Source organism: Flavobacterium micromati, assembly GCF_900129585.1.
Classification (GTDB): Bacteria; Bacteroidota; Bacteroidia; order Flavobacteriales; family Flavobacteriaceae; genus Flavobacterium; species Flavobacterium micromati.
Window position 1 is genome coordinate 177121 of the sequence record NZ_FQWF01000004.1, and the last position, 18826, is coordinate 195946.

At 33.0% G+C, this 18826-nt stretch carries 16 protein-coding genes; 5 read left to right on the plus strand and 11 right to left on the minus strand.

The window, feature by feature from the left end:
- Positions 1-651 precede the first annotated feature (651 nt).
- Positions 652-2808, minus strand: a complete 2157-nt coding sequence (locus BUB42_RS05890; protein WP_073018121.1) for a prolyl oligopeptidase family serine peptidase — start codon at positions 2806-2808, stop codon at positions 652-654.
- A gap of 485 nt (positions 2809-3293) precedes the next feature.
- Positions 3294-4520 carry an aminotransferase class I/II-fold pyridoxal phosphate-dependent enzyme gene (locus tag BUB42_RS05895; RefSeq protein ID WP_073018123.1) on the minus strand — a complete coding sequence of 409 codons (1227 nt, stop codon included), beginning with the start codon at positions 4518-4520 and terminating at the stop codon, positions 3294-3296.
- A 281-nt stretch (positions 4521-4801) separates the two neighbouring features.
- On the opposite strand from BUB42_RS05895, the gene BUB42_RS05900 reads away from it, so the two are divergent.
- Both BUB42_RS05900 and lpdA read left to right on the plus strand, forming a co-directional pair.
- Complete coding sequence (locus BUB42_RS05900; protein WP_073018125.1) at positions 4802-5260, plus strand: Lrp/AsnC family transcriptional regulator; 459 nt, start codon at positions 4802-4804, stop codon at positions 5258-5260.
- A gap of 150 nt (positions 5261-5410) precedes the next feature.
- Entirely contained in the window at positions 5411-6814 is a 1404-nt protein-coding gene (gene lpdA / locus BUB42_RS05905) for a dihydrolipoyl dehydrogenase (protein ID WP_073018126.1), read from the plus strand.
- A gap of 99 nt (positions 6815-6913) precedes the next feature.
- Here the strand turns inward: lpdA and BUB42_RS05910 are convergent, their stop codons facing one another.
- A complete protein-coding gene (locus BUB42_RS05910; RefSeq protein ID WP_073018128.1) occupies positions 6914-8782 on the minus strand; it encodes an RNA-binding domain-containing protein in 1869 nt (622 codons plus the stop codon).
- 195 nt (positions 8783-8977) lie between these two features.
- Positions 8978-10375, minus strand: coding sequence for a class II fumarate hydratase (fumC, locus tag BUB42_RS05915; protein WP_073018239.1), 1398 nt, complete (start codon positions 10373-10375; stop codon positions 8978-8980).
- A 257-nt stretch (positions 10376-10632) separates the two neighbouring features.
- Between fumC and BUB42_RS16220 the strand changes: the two genes are divergently transcribed.
- The gene (locus tag BUB42_RS16220; RefSeq protein ID WP_139257301.1) at positions 10633-10806 is read left to right on the plus strand and encodes a hypothetical protein; all 174 of its coding nucleotides are present in this window, start codon (positions 10633-10635) and stop codon (positions 10804-10806) included.
- 111 nt (positions 10807-10917) lie between these two features.
- Here BUB42_RS16220 and BUB42_RS05920 read toward each other — a convergent pair whose 3' ends face one another.
- Positions 10918-13374, minus strand: coding sequence for a TonB-dependent receptor (locus BUB42_RS05920; RefSeq protein WP_073018241.1), 2457 nt, complete (start codon positions 13372-13374; stop codon positions 10918-10920).
- A gap of 101 nt (positions 13375-13475) precedes the next feature.
- Complete coding sequence (locus tag BUB42_RS05925; protein WP_073018130.1) at positions 13476-13820, minus strand: ArsC/Spx/MgsR family protein; 345 nt, start codon at positions 13818-13820, stop codon at positions 13476-13478.
- Between the two features lie 98 nt (positions 13821-13918).
- On the opposite strand from BUB42_RS05925, the gene BUB42_RS05930 reads away from it, so the two are divergent.
- Both BUB42_RS05930 and BUB42_RS05935 read left to right on the plus strand, forming a co-directional pair.
- Positions 13919-14839 (plus strand): CPBP family intramembrane glutamic endopeptidase, encoded by a 921-nt coding sequence (locus tag BUB42_RS05930; RefSeq protein WP_073018132.1) that lies wholly within the window; start codon positions 13919-13921, stop codon positions 14837-14839.
- A gap of 15 nt (positions 14840-14854) precedes the next feature.
- Positions 14855-15904 (plus strand): AMP-binding protein, encoded by a 1050-nt coding sequence (locus tag BUB42_RS05935; protein ID WP_073018134.1) that lies wholly within the window; start codon positions 14855-14857, stop codon positions 15902-15904.
- An 88-nt stretch (positions 15905-15992) separates the two neighbouring features.
- On the opposite strand, the gene trxA is transcribed toward BUB42_RS05935, so the two are convergent.
- Genes trxA through BUB42_RS05960 form a run of 5 tightly spaced genes read right to left on the minus strand, consistent with a single transcriptional unit; the run spans position 15993 to position 18815 of the window.
- Positions 15993-16295 (minus strand): thioredoxin, encoded by a 303-nt coding sequence (gene trxA / locus BUB42_RS05940; RefSeq protein ID WP_073018136.1) that lies wholly within the window; start codon positions 16293-16295, stop codon positions 15993-15995.
- Positions 16292-16495, minus strand: coding sequence for a hypothetical protein (locus BUB42_RS05945; protein WP_073018138.1), 204 nt, complete (start codon positions 16493-16495; stop codon positions 16292-16294). The genes trxA and BUB42_RS05945 overlap by 4 nt, the downstream gene beginning before the upstream one ends.
- Before the next feature lie 54 nt (positions 16496-16549).
- Positions 16550-17170: a methyltransferase domain-containing protein gene (locus tag BUB42_RS05950; protein WP_073018140.1), complete on the minus strand. Its 621-nt coding sequence runs from the start codon at positions 17168-17170 to the stop codon at positions 16550-16552.
- Positions 17171-17374, minus strand: coding sequence for a YgaP family membrane protein (locus BUB42_RS05955; RefSeq protein ID WP_073018141.1), 204 nt, complete (start codon positions 17372-17374; stop codon positions 17171-17173). It lies immediately after the preceding gene.
- Positions 17375-17399: 25 nt separating this feature from the next.
- Positions 17400-18815 (minus strand): MBL fold metallo-hydrolase, encoded by a 1416-nt coding sequence (locus tag BUB42_RS05960; protein ID WP_073018143.1) that lies wholly within the window; start codon positions 18813-18815, stop codon positions 17400-17402.
- Positions 18816-18826: the final 11 nt, after the last annotated feature.

An 18826-nucleotide genomic window follows, 5' to 3' on the forward strand; every position in this document is an offset into this window, starting at 1 on the left:
ACCCGTTTTAATTAACATGTGATTGATTTATGTTTTCGGTTTCAATATTAAAGCGACCACTGATTTTATTATTAATGAAACCCAGATAAACAATATGGCTGATGTCATAACATTATTGAATAAAGAAGAACTTCAAAAGGTTTAGGAGTATGGAGTAATAGTAAATGCTAAAAATTCAAAAAATAATGCACTAATTTTATGACAATTAATAAGTCAATAAAAACGATGTTGCAAAATATACTGCGGTAACAATAGGTTTGCTTGTTGCAGATTCTGTTATTTAAAAGAGGTTTTAGTTTATTTAAACATAAAAAACTAATATGGATTTTTCTGATTGTTATCATAGTATATTAATCTGGTCATGGAAAGAAAACAAATCATTGATACCTTTTTTATTCATAATATGCTGCTGTTGTTTGGTGGCTGCGCTTAGCATTTAGAACTGGATTTATTTCACAATTTGGATTCTAATAAACGTAAAATCTATTTAGGCTTTAAGCGAAATAACATTAATTGTATTTGAAAAAGATCTAATCTTCAAAATTTAAAGTATAAAAAAAGCGTTTTGATAAATATTCAAAACGCTTTTTTATATTCCTAGGAGATTACAATTTTATTAAAGAAATTGGTATTTTATTTTACACAAAAAAATTATTTCTTCAACTGAAAATCGGGGTGTCCGCATTGCCATAGCGCAAAAGCATATTGATCTGCAAAATTTGCAAAAGTAACGTCTTTGTCTTCGGTGAAATGGCCGTTATCGTAGTTTATTTTCATCAAAACTGGTTTGCCGGATGTGGAAGTATTTTGTACAGCTGCAGCAAATTTACCAGGTTGCCATGCTACTACTCGAGGGTCGTTCCAACCGGCAATACAAATTACAGCAGGATATTTTACTCCCGCGTTTACGTGTTGCATTCCATCCATCTCATACAAAGCTTTGCATTCGGTTTCATCTTTTACGGTACCAAATTCTGGGATATTGGCCGGACCATTCGAAGAAAATTCAACCCGCATGGCATTGGCAACGCCAACATTGCAAATGGCAGCTGCAAATAAATCAGGTCTTTCGGTTATGGCTCTTGTAATTAATATTCCGCCAGCACTCGTACCTGTTCCTGCCAATTTACTCGGCGAAGTGTATCCCTGTGCAACGAGGTATTCTCCGCAACTAATAAAATCTTTCCAAGTGTTAGGTTTAGTAGTTTTGTAACCCGCTTTATACCAGTCTTGTCCTTTTTCGCTACCGCCACGAACATGCGGAATAGCAATGACAACTCCTTTTACTGCCATCGAATTTAACCTCACGCTAAAGTAGGGAGACATACTAATACCGTATGCTCCATATGCATCCATTAAGCAAACATTAGAACCATCTTTTTTTAGTCCTTTTTTATAAATAATAGTAAGCGGTATCATTACCCCATCGTGTCCTTTAACCTCTACTTCTTCCACTACTAAATTTTTATAGGAGTCGGGATAAAGTGCTGGTTTATTAAAAGGGCTATCTGAAAAGGAATTTGTATTGGCATCGAATAAAAATTCGGTTAAGGGTTTATTCCACGAAGTTATGGCTATAAAAAAATCGTTGGTTTTGGTGTCCATACATGAAATATTTACTAAACCAGTAAATGGTAATTTTACTTCTGTACTCGAAAGATCTTTAGTGTTGTATTTATAAATTTGGTTATTAATACCGTCACTGTAAGTAAGCAATAAATAATCTTTACTGCGGGTAAACGATTCCAGTGTTTGTGTTTCTTTTTCTGGACCAATTATTTTAGCAGTAGCCCAATTTGGTTTTTTTAAATCTGTAGTGATAAGTTTGTAGTTCTTGGCACCATTATGCGTGATTGCATACATTTTATCACCATGCATATCAGCACTTCGTACTAATTTATCATCTAGTGTACTAAGAGGTTTCCATTGGATATTTCCAGAGTGTAATTGAGCAATAGGCGCATAATAAAATTTCTTTTCTCTTTGCACCGTTCCTTCTCGCGCAAAAATATACTCTTTCGAATCTTTTAGAAAAAAAGCATAAGGGTATACTTTAGATTCAATTTTTAAGGCAGGATATGTTTCATTACTAAAAAAATCAATGTCGGAGTTAACGTTTGTGCCCAATTTGTGTAATTTGGTTTTTGGGTTTAAACGGCTGGTGGGATCAGTGTTATCAGCGGATTTAATCCACATATAAGTAAAGGCATTGTTATCAAAAGTCCAACTACCAGGCCTCACGATAGCCATTATAATATCAGGTAAAAATTGTTTGGTGTCCACGTTCATAACTTGGATTGTAGAAACTTCGGCACCTCTTTCTGAATAAGCAATCACTAATTTTCTACCATCGTAACTGGGAATTATTTGCTGAACGGACAATGTTTTTCCTGGAATGAAAGTCAAAGGATCAAAGAGCAACTGTTCAGCGCCTTGCATTTGTTCACGGTAATAAACTTTGCTAACTTTTTCTCCAGGCATTCTTTTTTGATAAAAAATTTTACCATTTTCTTTTATTGGAGAATAATAAACTGCAGGCTGGAGTTTGTCTAATTTTTTCCATTCGGCAATAAGCTCGTCTCTACCAGAGATTTTACTTAAATTAGTGTTGGTAAGGTCCGCTTGGTCTTTAAACCACGAAATGACATTTGGATCTTTAAGGTCTTCTAACCAACGATATGGATCATTATAAGTTACTCCAAAATAGGTATCGCTTACGATTTCCATTTTAGTTTTAGGATAATTCCATTGCGCAAATAATGTTGAACCAAATAATAATAAGACGGATGAAGTAATGATTTTTTTCATGATAGTAGTAATTTAAATATTAAAAATAAAATGCTATATTTTTTACCTGTCATTTTATTAAACTTTGGTAAGTCACAGGTTAATCATAATCATAGAAATAAAACAAAATCAATTTTTTATCGATTCTTGAGGTTTGGGGTATGTTGAAAAGAGGAAGGTCTCGTATTAATAGGTAAATCAAATGTACTAAATTTTAATAAAAAAAACATTTATTTAATAGTTAAAGCACTGATAAACAGTATTTAGTAGTATTGTAAATAAATTAATAGTGGAGAAAATAATAAAAACTTTGCACTTTAGTGCACTTTATGGACTGACCCCAAAAAGTTAGACAATATTTGGCCCGAATTATTTTTCGGAAATCTGTGTACTTCGTAACAAAATCTTAATGTTACAGATTTTCAATCGCTATTAATTAAATTTTCATCAAAAAAAATCCGTTCGAAAAAAACATTTCAAACGGATTTTAATAAATAAAAAAAAAATTACGCAGTCTGAGTAGCTTTAGATTTTAAAATCTCCAGTTCCATCATACATGCTTTCATCATTTGATACGTTCTTTCAATATCATTATCTAACCCTATGGAAAAACGTATTAAACCATCAGTTAAACCCATCTCTATTTGTTCTTCCATCGGAATTTCACTTGATGTCGAAGTTCCTGGAGCGCTAAACAACGTTTTATAAAACCCTAAACTAACTGCAAGATATCCTAGATTTTTAGATTGCATCAATTCCATCAGTGCATTTGCTTTATCCAAAGTACCAACATCTAATGTCATCATTCCGCCAAAACCGTATTCTGGATTAATCATTGTTTTATAAATTTCGTGACTTGGATGACTTTCTAATCCAGGATAAACCGTTTTTAGACCGTCTTTTTCGAAACGTTGCGCCAGATACATCGCATTATGGCTATGTTGTTTCATTCTAATATGTAATGTGCGCAAATTTTTCATCACACTTGCTGAACGCAAACTATCCATTGTAGGTCCCAGTAACATGCTGGCTCCGTTATTGACATTTTTTAAACTATCAATAAATTCTTGTGAGGCACAAGTCACCCCGCCCACAGTATCACTACTTCCGTTGATGTATTTTGTCAAGCTGTGAATCACAATATCGGCACCTAATTTTGCAGGAGAAACGGATAATGGGGAAAAAGTATTATCTACAACCAATTTTAAATTATGTCTTTTAGCAATTTTTGCTAAACCATCAATATCAGCTACTTCCAGCAATGGATTACTCACCGTTTCACAATACAAAACTTTAGTTTCGGCGGTTATCGCAGCTTCCACAACGTCTAATTTTGTAATGTCAACAAATGTCGTTGTAATACCTAATCTTGGCGTAAAATTCTTTAAAAAAGCATACGTTCCGCCATAGATAGTTCTGCTGGAAACAATATGATCACCTGAGCCACATAATTGTAATAGTGTAGGCGTAATAGCTCCCATTCCTGAAGCTGACACGTTGGCTGTTTCTGTTCCTTCCATAGCTGCCAAGGCTTTATCTAAATATAAATTACTTGGTGAGGAGTGTCGCGAATACAAATAGCAGCCTTCCATATTGCCTTCAAATGTATCGAACATAGTTTTTGCCGAAAGGAAAGTATAAGTTGAGGAATCAGAAATCGACGGGTTGACGCCACCAAATTCTCCAAAGTATTGTAAATCCTGAATGTTGTCTGCGGGATTAAAATTTTTCATAATTTATATTTAGTCTTTTATTTAGGAGCTTTTTCCAGCTATTCGTTTCAATCTTTTCTTTAAAAAAAAAGAAAAGGATTTCCACTGCTATCTGGGCTAGAAATCTCGGATGCATACAGAAATCTATTTCAAATTAAAATCATTGTAGATTAATAATCAATGCTATTGTTTAATATTAGTTTTTAAAACTATTAAATTAAAATTATATAGTTAAATATTCTAATTTAGCGTCTTAAATAAGAATTTTATAGATTATTTTTCCATTCTAATTTTTAAAGAAAATGACATTAGACGCAACAGATAAAAAACTACTTTTTTTATTACAATCAGATAGCAAGAAAACAACTAAGGAACTTTCCTTAAAACTAAACCTTTCAGTTACTGCAGTGTATGAGCGAATAAAAAAACTGGAAAGAGAAGGAATTATCGATAAATATGTGGTACTAATCAACCGCTTGAAAGTTGAAAAAGGATTTGTCGTTTTTTGTCATCTTAAACTCATTCAACACACCAAAGAGTTTCTTACTAAGTTCGAAACTGAAGTCGTGAAACTCAAAGAGGTTTTAGAATGTCATCATGTGAGTGGCGATTATGACTACATTCTGAAAATAGTGGTAAAGGATATGGAAGCGTACAGAGAGTTTTTAGTGACTAAATTAACTACATTGGAACATATTGGAAGCACGCACAGCACCTTTATGATTAGTGAAGTAAAAAATACAACTGTAATAACTATTTAAAATAAAGGAAAATACTACGAGCTACTTACTTATAAATAAATGTTAATTGTCATTTATTCTAGGCAAATACCAGTGAATTTAAACTTTAAACAAAACTTAATTCCCTAATTTTGTGCGACATTTTATAAAAACATAATAAATAATTATACTATGAGTTCATTTGACGTAGTCATTATAGGTTCTGGCCCTGGAGGATATGTTGCAGCAATTCGCTGTGCGCAATTAGGTTTTAAAACAGCAATTATAGAAAAATATGCCGCTCTTGGCGGAACTTGCCTAAATGTAGGTTGTATTCCTTCTAAAGCGTTACTTGCTTCTTCGCATCATTACAGTGACGTAGCGCATTTTGCTGAGCACGGAATTGAAGTTTCTGGAGAGATAAAAGTGAATCTAGAAAAAATGATCGCCCGAAAACAAGCCGTAGTTGACCAAACTGTAGGTGGTGTAAAATTTTTGATGGATAAAAATAAAATTACTGTTTTTGAAGGTTTAGGATCATTTGTTGACGCCACACATGTTGCGATTGCAAAAGCCGATGGAACTTCGGAAACTGTGGAAGCTAAAAACATAATTATCGCTACAGGATCTAAACCATCGAACTTACCTTTTATTAAATTAGATAAAGAGAGAATAATCACTTCTACTGAAGCGTTGAAACTTCCCGAAGTTCCTAAACATTTGGTGATTATTGGTGGTGGAGTTATAGGAATTGAACTTGGACAAGTGTATTTGCGTTTAGGAGCGCAAGTATCTGTAGTAGAATATTTAGACAGAATCATTCCTGGAATGGATGCCTCTTTATCTAAAGAATTGACTAAAGTATTTAAAAAACAAGGCATGAAATTTTACGTTTCACACAAAGTGAAATCAGTAGAAAGAAATGGAAAAGGAGTTGTAGTGCAAGCCGAAAATAGTAAGGGAGAAACCATAACGCTGGAAGGCGATTATGCATTAGTTTCTGTTGGTCGCCGTCCTTATACTGATGGATTGAATGCTGACAAAGCAGGCGTGAAAATTTCAGATCGAGGAATGGTTGAGGTAAACGATCATTTGCAAACGAATGTTCCAAATATTTATGCAATTGGTGATGTCGTTCGTGGAGCGATGCTTGCTCACAAAGCAGAAGAGGAGGGAACCATGGTTGCGGAACTTTTAGCAGGTCAAAAACCACATATAAATTATAATTTAATTCCAGGAGTGGTGTACACTTGGCCAGAAGTAGCTGCTGTAGGACAAACAGAAGAGCAATTAAAAGCGTCTGGAATTGAATACAAAGCAGGAAGTTTTCCATTTAAAGCATTAGGTCGTGCGAGAGCAGGAGGAGATTTAGACGGATTTGTAAAAATTCTTGCTGATGCAAAAACGGATGAAGTTTTAGGTGTTCACATGATTGGAGCGCGTTGTGCTGATTTAATTGCCGAAGCAGTAACTGCAATGGAATTTAAAGCATCCGCCGAAGATATTTCTAGAATCTCTCATGCGCACCCTACTTTTGCGGAAGCGATTAAAGAAGCTGCACTTGCCGCTACAGATAATAGAGCATTGCACGTGTAATTAAAATTCCAATATTTTAAATACTAAATTCCAAAAATTATAAATCCCAAATTCCACAATTAAAAGTTGGAATTTGGGATTTTTTTATTTTGGGATTGACTAAGTTTTATTTTCAAATAAATCACTTAAGTGTTGATAGGATCTGTTAATTTTAAAATCTGATTTTTTATTGTTTTTACGAACAATAAACTTTTTTTCTTCTAATTTATTAAAAATAGTTCTAATAGTTCTTTTAAAATTTTCAAACTTTTTTGAATCTTCGATTGATTTGTTTTCGGAGAAATAAATAAAGTTTCCGATACTATTAGCGCCTAATATCTCATTTTGATTCCCAAATGTAGAATGTTGATAAATAGCATTTAAAACATTTTTATATTTATCTGGGAGTAGTTCAAAATCAGATTTAAAAATAGTGTTAAGTTTAGCTGAATAATCAGTTTCCGTTAAAACTCTATCAACAATATAAACTGGATAAATTTCCGTGCTATTATTATTTTTAATTAATAAACCTTTTTCTTCCAGATTTGAAATTATGTTTTTGTGATTATTATCGGAAGTTAAAAGTATTGTATAGCGATCTAAGCGATTTAAAGTTTCAGATTTATAAAAATAACTCAGTATTACGTTTTCCTCTTCACTTAATTCTTTTCCATATTTTTCAGATAAATATCCAGCATAACATTTTAACCAAATTTCCATTTTATCGTCATAAACTTTTCCTTTAGGAACAAAAAGTTTAATTTCATCTTCCGATAAAATATAATAAGGCATATCAATCAAATTTTCTAGACACGCATCTGTTAAAGAAGCTAAACCTTTTCCTTTTCCTTCCCATCTATTGAAACTTTTTAACAAGTCAGTAAGTTTAGGGTTTCTGGCATATTGTATTGGAATAATTCTTCTGATTTTTCCTTGATTTGTATCTACATGTAATCTTTGCTTTTCTTGAAAAGAACCTGGATTTTGAATCATCAAATTCTTATTAGGTCTGATCTCAATAATTATAAATCTATTACTTTTATAATCTCGATGAGCTAAGGCGTTATTAACAATTTCTCGAACTAAATCTTCTGGATATTCAGGTTGCGCCGTTCCTCCTTTTTCAGATGTTATGCCAACTTTAGTGTTTCTAAAAACAAAATTTACACTTTTTTGGATTAAATCAATAATATTTTCCCTGTATATTTGCTTATCTTCAGCTATTTTGTTTTTAACTTCAACGTAACAATCTACTTCGCATTTTCCTTGAATATAATCTTCAACATAATCTCCGCAAACAAGCATTCCTAACAAGGTTGGACTACCTTCTCGAACAAAGCCTTTTCTATTTAAAAAAGGAATAGCAGTAGTTAAATCAGCTTTTAAAGTCTCAACTTTTTTACCAATATTTAACTGTACTATATACTCATTTAGTTTTTCAATATTTATTAATTCAATAGAGGTATTTGGTACAATAGATAATTCTTGGGCATTTATTAATTCTATTTTTAGCTCCTCTTGTGCTTTAATTTCTTTCTCAGTTAATTTATGATCTCCAGTAAATTTTCTTTTGTAAGCAATTTTATTATGATAAACAAATTTCTCGTCTTCTGGTAACTTTTCAACATATATTATGGCTACTTTTCCATCTAAAAAATCTCTAATTTCATAATTTGGAAAATAATTTAATAGATGCTTTGAATTTCCAAGTTTATCAGTAAATTTTTCGCTTAATTCTTTTAATTTATTTTCATCGTGATAATTAAAACCAGTAAATTTATATTTCTTATCTCTAACATTTTCATTAATTCCAATGATTATATTTCCACCATTTGTGTTAAGAAAAGCGCACACAGTTGAATAAAGTTCTGTCCATTTACCGTTGTTTGATAAGTCCTTTAATTCTATTCTTTCTGTTTCAACTTCTTTGTAAGAATTGTTTTTTAAACAATGCTCGATTATCTCTAAAGTTTTATCTATTAATGGCATATTTCGGAATATTATATTATGTAGTCAAAGATATACTTTTTAATAAAATTATAAATATTTAAGTACGGTCGAAATATAACACGTGTAATTAAAATTCCAATATTTTAAATACGAAATTCCAAAAATTATAAATCCCAAATTCCACAATGTATTAGCTGGAATTTGGGATTTTTTTATTTTGGGATTTAAAAGGTTTTATTTTAAACTTCCCACCATATCTTCGGGTTTAACCCAAGCATCAAAATCCTCTGGCGTTACGTATCCTAAACGCACTGCCTCTTCTTTTAATGTTGTTCCGTTTTTATGTGCAGTTTGAGCAATTTCAGCCGATTTGTAATATCCAATTTTTGTGTTTAAAGCGGTAACTAACATCAGTGAGTTGTCAACTAATTCTTTGATACGTTTGTAGTTTGGTTCAATACCTTGAGCACAATGTTCGTCAAACGAAAGACAAGCATCACCTAATAAACGAGCTGATTGTAAAAAGTTTGCTGCCATTAATGGTTTAAAAACATTCAGTTCATAATGACCTTGCATTCCACCAACAGAGATGGCAACATCATTCCCCATAACTTGTGCACAAACCATAGTTAGTGCTTCGCATTGTGTTGGATTCACTTTTCCAGGCATAATAGAAGATCCTGGCTCGTTCTCTGGAATAAGGATTTCTCCAATACCTGAGCGTGGACCTGAAGCTAACATTCGAACATCATTGGCAATTTTATTCAATGATACTGCCAATTGTTTCAAAGCACCATGCGTTTCAACAATAGCGTCATGAGCAGCTAGCGCTTCAAATTTATTTTCAGCCGTTACAAACGGATGTCCAGTAAATTCAGCTATATATTCAGCTACTTTTACGTCATATCCTTCTGGAGTATTCAATCCAGTTCCTACCGCTGTTCCTCCTAAAGCTACTTCTGATAAGTGAGCTAATGTATTTTTAACAGCTTTCAATCCGTAGTTCAATTGTGCTACATATCCCGAAATTTCTTGCCCCAATGTAAGTGGAGTAGCGTCCATTAAATGCGTCCGTCCAATTTTCACAACTGTTTTGAATTCTATTGCCTTAGCATTCAGGGTGTCTCTTAGTTTTTCAACAGCAGGAATCGTTGATTCAACAACTACTTTGTAAGCAGCAATGTGCATTCCAGTTGGGAAAGTATCATTACTTGATTGAGATTTGTTCACATCATCGTTAGCGTTTATAAATTGCTCGCCTTCGCCAATGTTTAATCCTTTTAATACTTGAGCACGGTTAGCAACCACCTCATTGACATTCATGTTGCTTTGAGTGCCAGAACCAGTTTGCCAAATCACCAGCGGAAATTCATTTTCTAATTTCCCCGCAAGGATTTCATCACAAACGGTCGCAATAGCATCTCTTTTTTCAATTGGTAAAACACCTAAATCACAATTGGCATAAGCAGCTGCTTTCTTGAGGAAAGCAAAACCTTCAATGATTTCTTTAGGCATCGAAGCCGATGCGCCTATTTTGAAATTATTACGTGAACGTTCTGTTTGTGCGCCCCAATACTTATCAGCTGGAACCTGCACTTCACCCATGGTGTCTTTTTCTATTCTAAAATTCATCTTATTGTTATTTATAAATGTGTCGATTATTTGGTTTTTAGCCGCGATTGTCCCGAAGCTTCGGGTGGAAATCCTTTTCTTTTTTTCTTTAAAAAAGAAAAGATTGGAGTGTACAGCGGGATTAACTCCAAATTCTGAGCTCAAAAATACGGATAATTCCTTTTTCATAAAAATTCATATTCAGTTTTTATCATTTTTTATAGGTAAGAAAAGGAAATAAACATACATTTGTACTTACATTCAAAATTCCGGAAAACATGTTTGAATTTTCACAGTATTTAGGCTTTTTACTTTTCTTAACCATTCTTACAATAGGTTTTTGGTTAATGTTTTTTCTAGTTGGTTTCGTATCTTATTGGGTAGGTGGAGCAACATGGGAAGCATACAAAGAGAAAAGAGATAAAAAGAAGCAAGAGCAACAATCAGTGTAAGCTATTTTGTTAAATAAAAAAGGACTCATTTTGTGAGTCCTTTTTTTATGAAAATATAATCTTTACTTTATTTGAAAAAAATGAGGACTCTGAAAAAGAGTCCTCATTTTTTTATCCTTGATAATCGCCGCCATCTCCATCATTTTGCATTTTTCGAGGTTGCTTTTCTCTCTCGTTTTTCGGTTTGTTGAAACGATATGTAAAGGCAACGGTAAATTGTCTGACTCTCCATTGCATTTCACTGTAGGAACTTGAAAACTGCGGAAGAAATGTTTCCATAATTCTTTTTCTAGAATTGAAAACATCACTTATATTAAATGTTACTGTTCCTTTGTCCTTCAATACATCCTTACTAAAGGCTAAGTTAGCTGCAATTATACCTAGACTTCTACCTTGTGCATTGTCCTGCGGCCCATTGTAAGTAGCGTTTGTTTGCCAATCAATTTTGTATGGCAAGGTGACTTTTGAAGTTATTCTGGTGAACCAAGATGTTGCAACGTTATCAAAATTTTGAGTAATTACTCTGTTGCTAAAATCCGTGTAAATAAAATTTCCTTGTGTTTCATTTCTAAAGAAATTAAAATTCCCGTTTAGTTTCCACCATTTGTAAGGAGAATAATTTAACGTAAATTCAAATCCTGTTCTATATTCAGTAGCTAAGTTGATAGGAGAGCTGAGTGTAATGGGAATTCCATTAACAAAATCGCCAGATTCTCTTCTTGCAAATTGAAATGCATCTGTTGTTTTGTTGACATAAAGTGAAGTGTTAAAGGTAAGTTTTTCCCATCTTTTTATGTATCCAAAGTCTATCGCATCAGTGAAAGACGGATCTAAATCGGGATTTCCAACAAAAATATTAATATTACTAGATAAGTTGTTGAACGGATTTAAGAGTCTTCCTCTAGGTCTTTGGACTCTTCTACTGTAACTTACCGAAGCACTGCTTTTATCTGATATTTCATAAGTGAAAAAGGCACTTGGGAAAAAATTATTATATTTTTTTGTGTTGAAATCATTTGTTGCCAATTGATTTATCTGAATATTTGAATCTTCAAAACGCAAACCAAAGAGAAATGAAAACTTTTTGATTTTTAGTCCATATTGTGAATACAGAGCATTAACTTTTTCTTTGTATTCTAATGAATTTGTAAAATTATTATTAGGTACGCCATCATTTATCACACTATAATCCGTCAATAAATCAATAAAGTCACCGCGATATCCAGCTTCAAACTGACTTCCTTTTTTTAAAGGTAAAACGTAGTCCACTTGGAACAAATTTCTATTCTGCGATTGATCATTTATCGTGTTATCGAATTTTACAGTGCTGGTATTGGTTGCTCGATCTGTAATAATTGCGCTATTCAATTCATCGCTTTTAGAGAATGAGCCGTCAATCGTTAATTTATGACCCTCTTTTTTGAATTTTTTTACAAAATTGCTGGCAAATTCAAAACTTTCATTATCACTGATTTCGTCGTTTATTCGATTCCGACGATAATTAAACGTGTTGTCACTGTTGATAAAATCTTGAAAAACATTATCAATATTGTCGCCATTGCTTATTCTATAATTAACTTGATTTGTCCATGAAGTAGTCTCGTTTAAATTCCATTCAATCCCGAAGTTTCCATTATATCCCTTGCTAAATCTTTCGTTAGTTCTTGATTCATTTACTGAATTAATGATTTCATTATTAGAGTTTAAAAAGTCAGTATTAGTAATTGCATTTCCGGGATTATTGCGGTCATTATACCCTTGAGTGGTAAACAAATTAAAGTTTTTTGACTTGTAATTTAAAGTTCCGCTTAAACCATAATTTTCAGGATAACCAGCTGATGCAATAAATGTTCCGTTCAAACCTTGATTTTTCCCCTTTTTCAAAATAATATTAAGTAATCCACCTCCACCTTCTGCATCATAACGCGCAGATGGATTGGTGATAACTTCCACTTTTTCAATGGCATCAGCTGGGATTAATCGCAATGCTTCAGCAATATTAATTGCATTACTAGGTCGGCCGTCGATAAGAACTCTCACGTTATCATTTCCACGAAGACTCACATTTCCTTCAATATCTACAGAAACTGAAGGTATATTATCTAAAACATCACTTACCGTTCCACCTTTTACCAGCAGGTCACTTCCTACGTTGTAAACTTTTTTGTCTAATTTAATTTCGACAGTAGTTCTTTCGGTGCGAATAATTACCTCGTTCAATTGATTTGCATCTTCTTCCAAACTAATTGTTCCTAAATTAGTGTTTGATTTAAAATTTTTCTGTTTAATTTCATTTACCTTAAAGGAGATAAACTCCACTTTAATATCATAAATTCCTGTTTGTATTTCGATATCAAATTCTCCTTTAGCATTTGTTATTCCGCCCGCTACTGGTTTTGGGTTATCAGCCGTTAAGAATATCACTGTTGCATATTCAAGCGGCTGTTTAGTAATTTTTTCGACAACTTTACCTGTGATTTTGATTTTCGAGGGCGGACTCGTTTGTGCGTAACTGAAGAGCGTATTAAAAAAGAGAACTAAAATTAAAACAGAATTTATTTTTTTCATTTCTAGAAACATTGGTTAAAAAAAGGTTAGACGTCAAAAGTTGGATAATGTTTAATATGACGTATCACAAAGAATTGTTAATTTTAAAAATTTGATATTAGTTACGAAATGAAATATGTGATTTTTTCCAAATCTCTTCCAATGATGGCTCGTTCATTTTTGACTAAAATTGGTCTTTCAATTAAGATGGGATTGGCAATTAGCGTTCGTATTATTTCTTGATCATTCATTTCAATATTTTTAAAATTTTCAATCCAAATTTTTTCCTTTTGCCGAACTAAATTGATAGGTTCAATATTTAGCATTTGAATTAAATTGGACAACTCTTCGAATGATGGTGGAGTTTTTAAGTAGTGAATTACTTCAAACGCTTGTTTTGAATTTTCAATCAATAATACGCAATTTCTAGATTTGCCGCATCGCGAATTATGGTATATTTGTATCATTATTATTCCTATTTAATAGGATTTTTTAACGATCCTTTATCTTAGGCGCAAAAGTAATATTTGCTTATCGAATTACTTATAATATTAAATAAAAATGTATGTTTATTGAACAAGGTGTGAAATTAGGGAATAAGTTTGCGATGTATATTTGGGGTTCTGTTTTAATAATTTTTGCATCATTCTTAGGTCAAATACCATTTATTGTAGCTTTAAAATTTGACGTCGCTAAAAATGGCACAGCTTATCCAAATGATGAAGCCAGTATAATGCGTTACTTTGATTCAAATATTACTTTATTTTTAATACTAATCTCTTTCGTCTTTGTAATAATTAGTTTAATATTTGTAATGCGCTATCTTCACAATCAATCGATGCATTCTATAACAACTTCGCGAGATAAGGTAGACTGGGGACGCATACTTTTTTCGTTCGCAGTATGGAGTGCGTTAACAGTGGGGACGACATTAATCTCATATTACGATAATCCAGCGAATTTTGTCTTTAATTTCAAACCGATTCCCTTCGCAATTCTAGTCGTAATTGGTGTCATTCTTATTCCAATACAAACCAGCGCGGAAGAATATGTTTTTAGAGGATATTTAATGCAAGGATTTGCAAACTTGATTAAAAACAAATGGTTTCCTTTGTTAATGACTTCTCTTATTTTTGGCGGAATGCACTTTTTTAATCCTGAAGTAGTAAAAATGGGACCCATTATAATGATCTATTATATTGGGACTGGACTGTTTCTTGGAATCATTACATTAATGGATGAGGGATTGGAACTTGCTTTAGGTTTTCACGCAGCTAATAATTTGATAGGAGCTTTGTTGATCACTTCAGATTGGTCCGCTTTTCAAACACATTCCATATTAAAAGATATTTCTGAACCATCTGCTGGTGTGGATATTATTGTTCCGGTACTGATTATTTATCCAATACTTTTACTGATCTTTAGTCAAAAATATCAGTGGACAAATTGGAAAGAGAAACTAACTGGTAAAATTCTAAAATTCTAATTTAAAACAGCAATCATGACAAATACTATCAATTACAATAACGTTCATAACTTGTTCAAAATAAATGGTTTTCATTTTAAACGAAATGATTTATGCAGTCTTGCTTATATCTTAATAAAAGAAGGTGAGCCTTTCGAAAAAGCGATGGGTGATTTTTTACTAGATTGGTTTGATGCAAAATCATATCTTGAACTAAACACATCAGGAACGACTGGAACTCCTAAAACAATTAAAATTGAAAAACAGGCTATGATAAATTCGGCGCTGGCATCTGGAGATTTTTTTGATTTAAAACCGGGAAATACAGCGTTACACTGCCTTCCTACTAATTTTATTGCTGGTAAAATGATGTTAGTGAGAGCCTTCATTCTTGGACTTGATATCGATTTTGTGTCTCCTAGCTCGCGACCGTTGCTTAATAAAGATCGTAGTTATGATTTTGCTGCGATGGTGCCTTTGCAAGTCCAAAACTCTATAGCAGAATTATTTAAAGTTAAAAAAATGATTGTTGGTGGTGCCAAAATGAATCATGAATTAGAATCGCAATTGGCTAATTTGAAAACAGAAGTTTATGAAACTTACGGGATGACCGAAACTATTACGCATATTGCCGCAAAACGAGTAGGTGAAGAAGCTTTCTCACTTTTGCCAAATGTAAAAATAGGTATAGACGATAGAAATTGCCTTGTAATTGACGCTCCAAATATTTCAAATGAATTAATTGTTACTAATGATTTAGTATCATTAATCGATGAAGATCACTTTGTTTTTATTGGTCGAATTGATAACTTAATCAACAGCGGTGGAATAAAGTTAGTTCCAGAAAAAATTGAAGATAAACTATCACAAAAAATACATTCAAGATTTTTTGTGGCTGGAATGAAGGACGAAGATTTAGGTGAAAAATTAGTTTTGATCATCGAAGGAGACGAGCAAGAGCTAGAGGATACTATTTTTAAAAAGTTAGATAAGTATGAGCGACCTAAAGAAATTTTTTACGTAAAGAAATTCGCAGAAACAGAAAATGGTAAAGTTAAGCGTAAGGAAATTTTAGAAAGCCTTTAAACAGTTTTATTATTTTTATAATTTACGCAACTCGTTTAAATAATTATCGAAATCAAAAACCTAGAACGGAAAAAAGTAATAAATAAACTCATTTATTACTTTTTTCCGTTATTACTTTAATAACGTCTTCTTTACTCAACACGCCGGATTGTCTCCATAGTTGTTTACCGTTTTGAAATAAAATCATTGTTGGTACTCCTCGGACTTGGTATTTTGAAGCTATTTGCTGGTTTTTGTCCACGTCAATTTTAATGATTGAAATGCGTTCGCCCATACTGTCTTTGACTTGTTTCAAAATGGGTGCAAGCGTTCTACAAGGCCCACACCACGTTGCAAAAAAGTCAATTAAAACAGGTTTTTCTGAATTGATTATTGTGTCAAAGTTGCTCATCTTTTTGAGTATTTATTGTTAGGTACAGCACAACCATTTGGGCCACAGCCAAAATTAAAAATTACTTGAACTAAGAAAAAAAATCCAATACCAACAAATATCCAATTTTTTGTAATGTAAGCTTGGCTAAATAAAAATAGGGCTATTGCCAGTCGAATAAATCGCATTGCATTCCAGTTTGTAAATAATATATTTTTCATCTGATTAAATCTAAAAATTTATAAAGTATTTGTCTATTTCGAAAGTTTATTCTTTTATGAATTGACTTTCTTTAATTCTATGAATAACTCGGTATTGGCTCTTGGAGCGACAGAATTTAAACATAATTTCATCTGTAAAATATCGAATTCTTTTTGAAAAACTGATAGATATTCTTCTTGGCTTCCGCCAAAAGGGGGTCCGACATCAAATTGTCTATTGAACAAAAGTCCGAATAAAATTCCATCTGCGGCCAAAAGTTCATTCATCTTCTGAGCATATTTTTGGCGCAAAGCCGGCTCAAGTGCACAGAAAAAAGTTTGTTCAATTATAATATTATATTGTCCTTTATGTTCAAAGAAATCGCCCAAAAGTATAGTAATGTTTGAGTTGCTTCTAAATTTTTCTCGTAAAGTCGAAACTAGAGTTGGGGCAATATCAATAACGGTAATATTTGTAAACCCTTGTTCGAGTAGATATTCTGCTTCATAAGTATTACCGCAACCCGGAATTAAAACAGCTATTTTTTTATCTATTAAATTATCGATGTACATTTTAATAGCAGGGGAAATGGTGCCCAAATCCCAACCAATATTATTATTTTGATATTGAGTTTCCCAATACATTACGTCCAAAACTTTTAATTTAGAATTACTATTGAATTTTAGAGCTTCCATTTATACTTTATTTCTTGCAGAAATTCCTATTGAAAAATACAGTGGATAAAAACTAATGAAGCTGCTCGATATGTATATGAGTGCCATCATTTCTAAGAAAATCTCAGCAGTGCCGTCAATGAAGTTCGAAAAATACAAAACAGCAATAAGTGTTGCACCTGAAACGTATAAAATCTTGTCTGTCGAACCCATGTTTTTCCTCATTGAAATATTTATTTTACTGGAACAATTATTTTAAAACTTTACTTTGACAAACGAAATCTGTCTTTGGTAAAGATGTTTTTGCAATAGCGTTAAATCCGCCTTCAATTTCGGTAAAATTTCGAAAACCTCGTGCTTCTAATATTGAAGCTGCAATCATACTGCGATATCCACCAGCGCAGTGCAAGAAAAAATGCTCTTTTGGATCAATATCTTTAATCCACTGATTGATGTTGGCTAAAGGTTTGCTGTATGATTCCTCCACATGTTCTGCGCTGTACTCACTTTCTTTACGGACATCAATGACTTTGCTTTCGCCAATTTTAACTTGCGTTGCAAACTCCTCCGCGGTGATTCTATTAACCGTATCTACTTCTTTTCCTGATTTTGCCCAAGCTTCAAATCCACCTTCGAGATGGCCAATTAAGTTGTCAAAACCAACTCGGCTCAATCGAGTTACAGTTTCTTCTTCTTGACCTATTTCGCAAATAATTAATATAGGTTGCTTCACATCGGCAACTAAAGCGCCCACCCATGGGGCAAAATCTCCATCAATTCCTATATTTATCGATTGCGGTATAAATCCCTTCGCAAATTCACCATTTTTACGAGTATCAAGCAATAATGCTGTGGTCTCTTCTGCTGCGGCTTCAAATGCATTGGGCGCTAAAGCCCGCATTCCTAAATTTAAAACGTTTTCAAAACTATTATATCCTTTTTTATTCATAGCGACATTCATCCCAAAATAAGCTGGTGGTGGTAATAAACCATCCGTCACCTCTTTCACAAATTCGGCTTCGGTCATATCAGATCGTAAGGCATAATTTGTAGCTTTTTGTTCACCTAAAGTCGAAACTGTTTCTTTACTCATGTTTTTTCCACAAGCACTTCCTGCGCCGTGAGCTGGATATACAATAACGTCATCAGGCAACGTCATAATTTTATCTCTTAGTGAGTTAAATAAAATAGCTGCCAGTTCTTCTTGAGTCATTGATGCAGCTTTTTGCGCTAAATCAGGTCTTCCTACATCACCTATAAACAAGGTGTCTCCTGAGAAAATAGCATGCTCTTTTCCGTTTTCATCGATAAGTAAATAGGTTGCACTTTCCATTGTATGACCGGGAGTGTGTAAAACTTTTATTTTTATATTACCAAGATTGAAAACCTGACCATCTTTTGCAGAAATACAATCAAATTCGCAAATCGCATTTGGTCCATAAACAATAGGAGCAGCTGTTTCTTTACTCAAATCAACGTGTCCAGAAACAAAGTCGGCATGGAAATGTGTTTCAAAAATGTATTTCAACTGTACATTGTCACGTTCTAGTCTATCTAAATAAGGTTGCGTTTCACGAAGCGGATCAATAATAGCTGCTTCGCCATTAGATGTAATATAATAAGCTCCTTGCGCTAAACATCCTGTATATATTTGCTCTATTTGCATGATTGTAATTT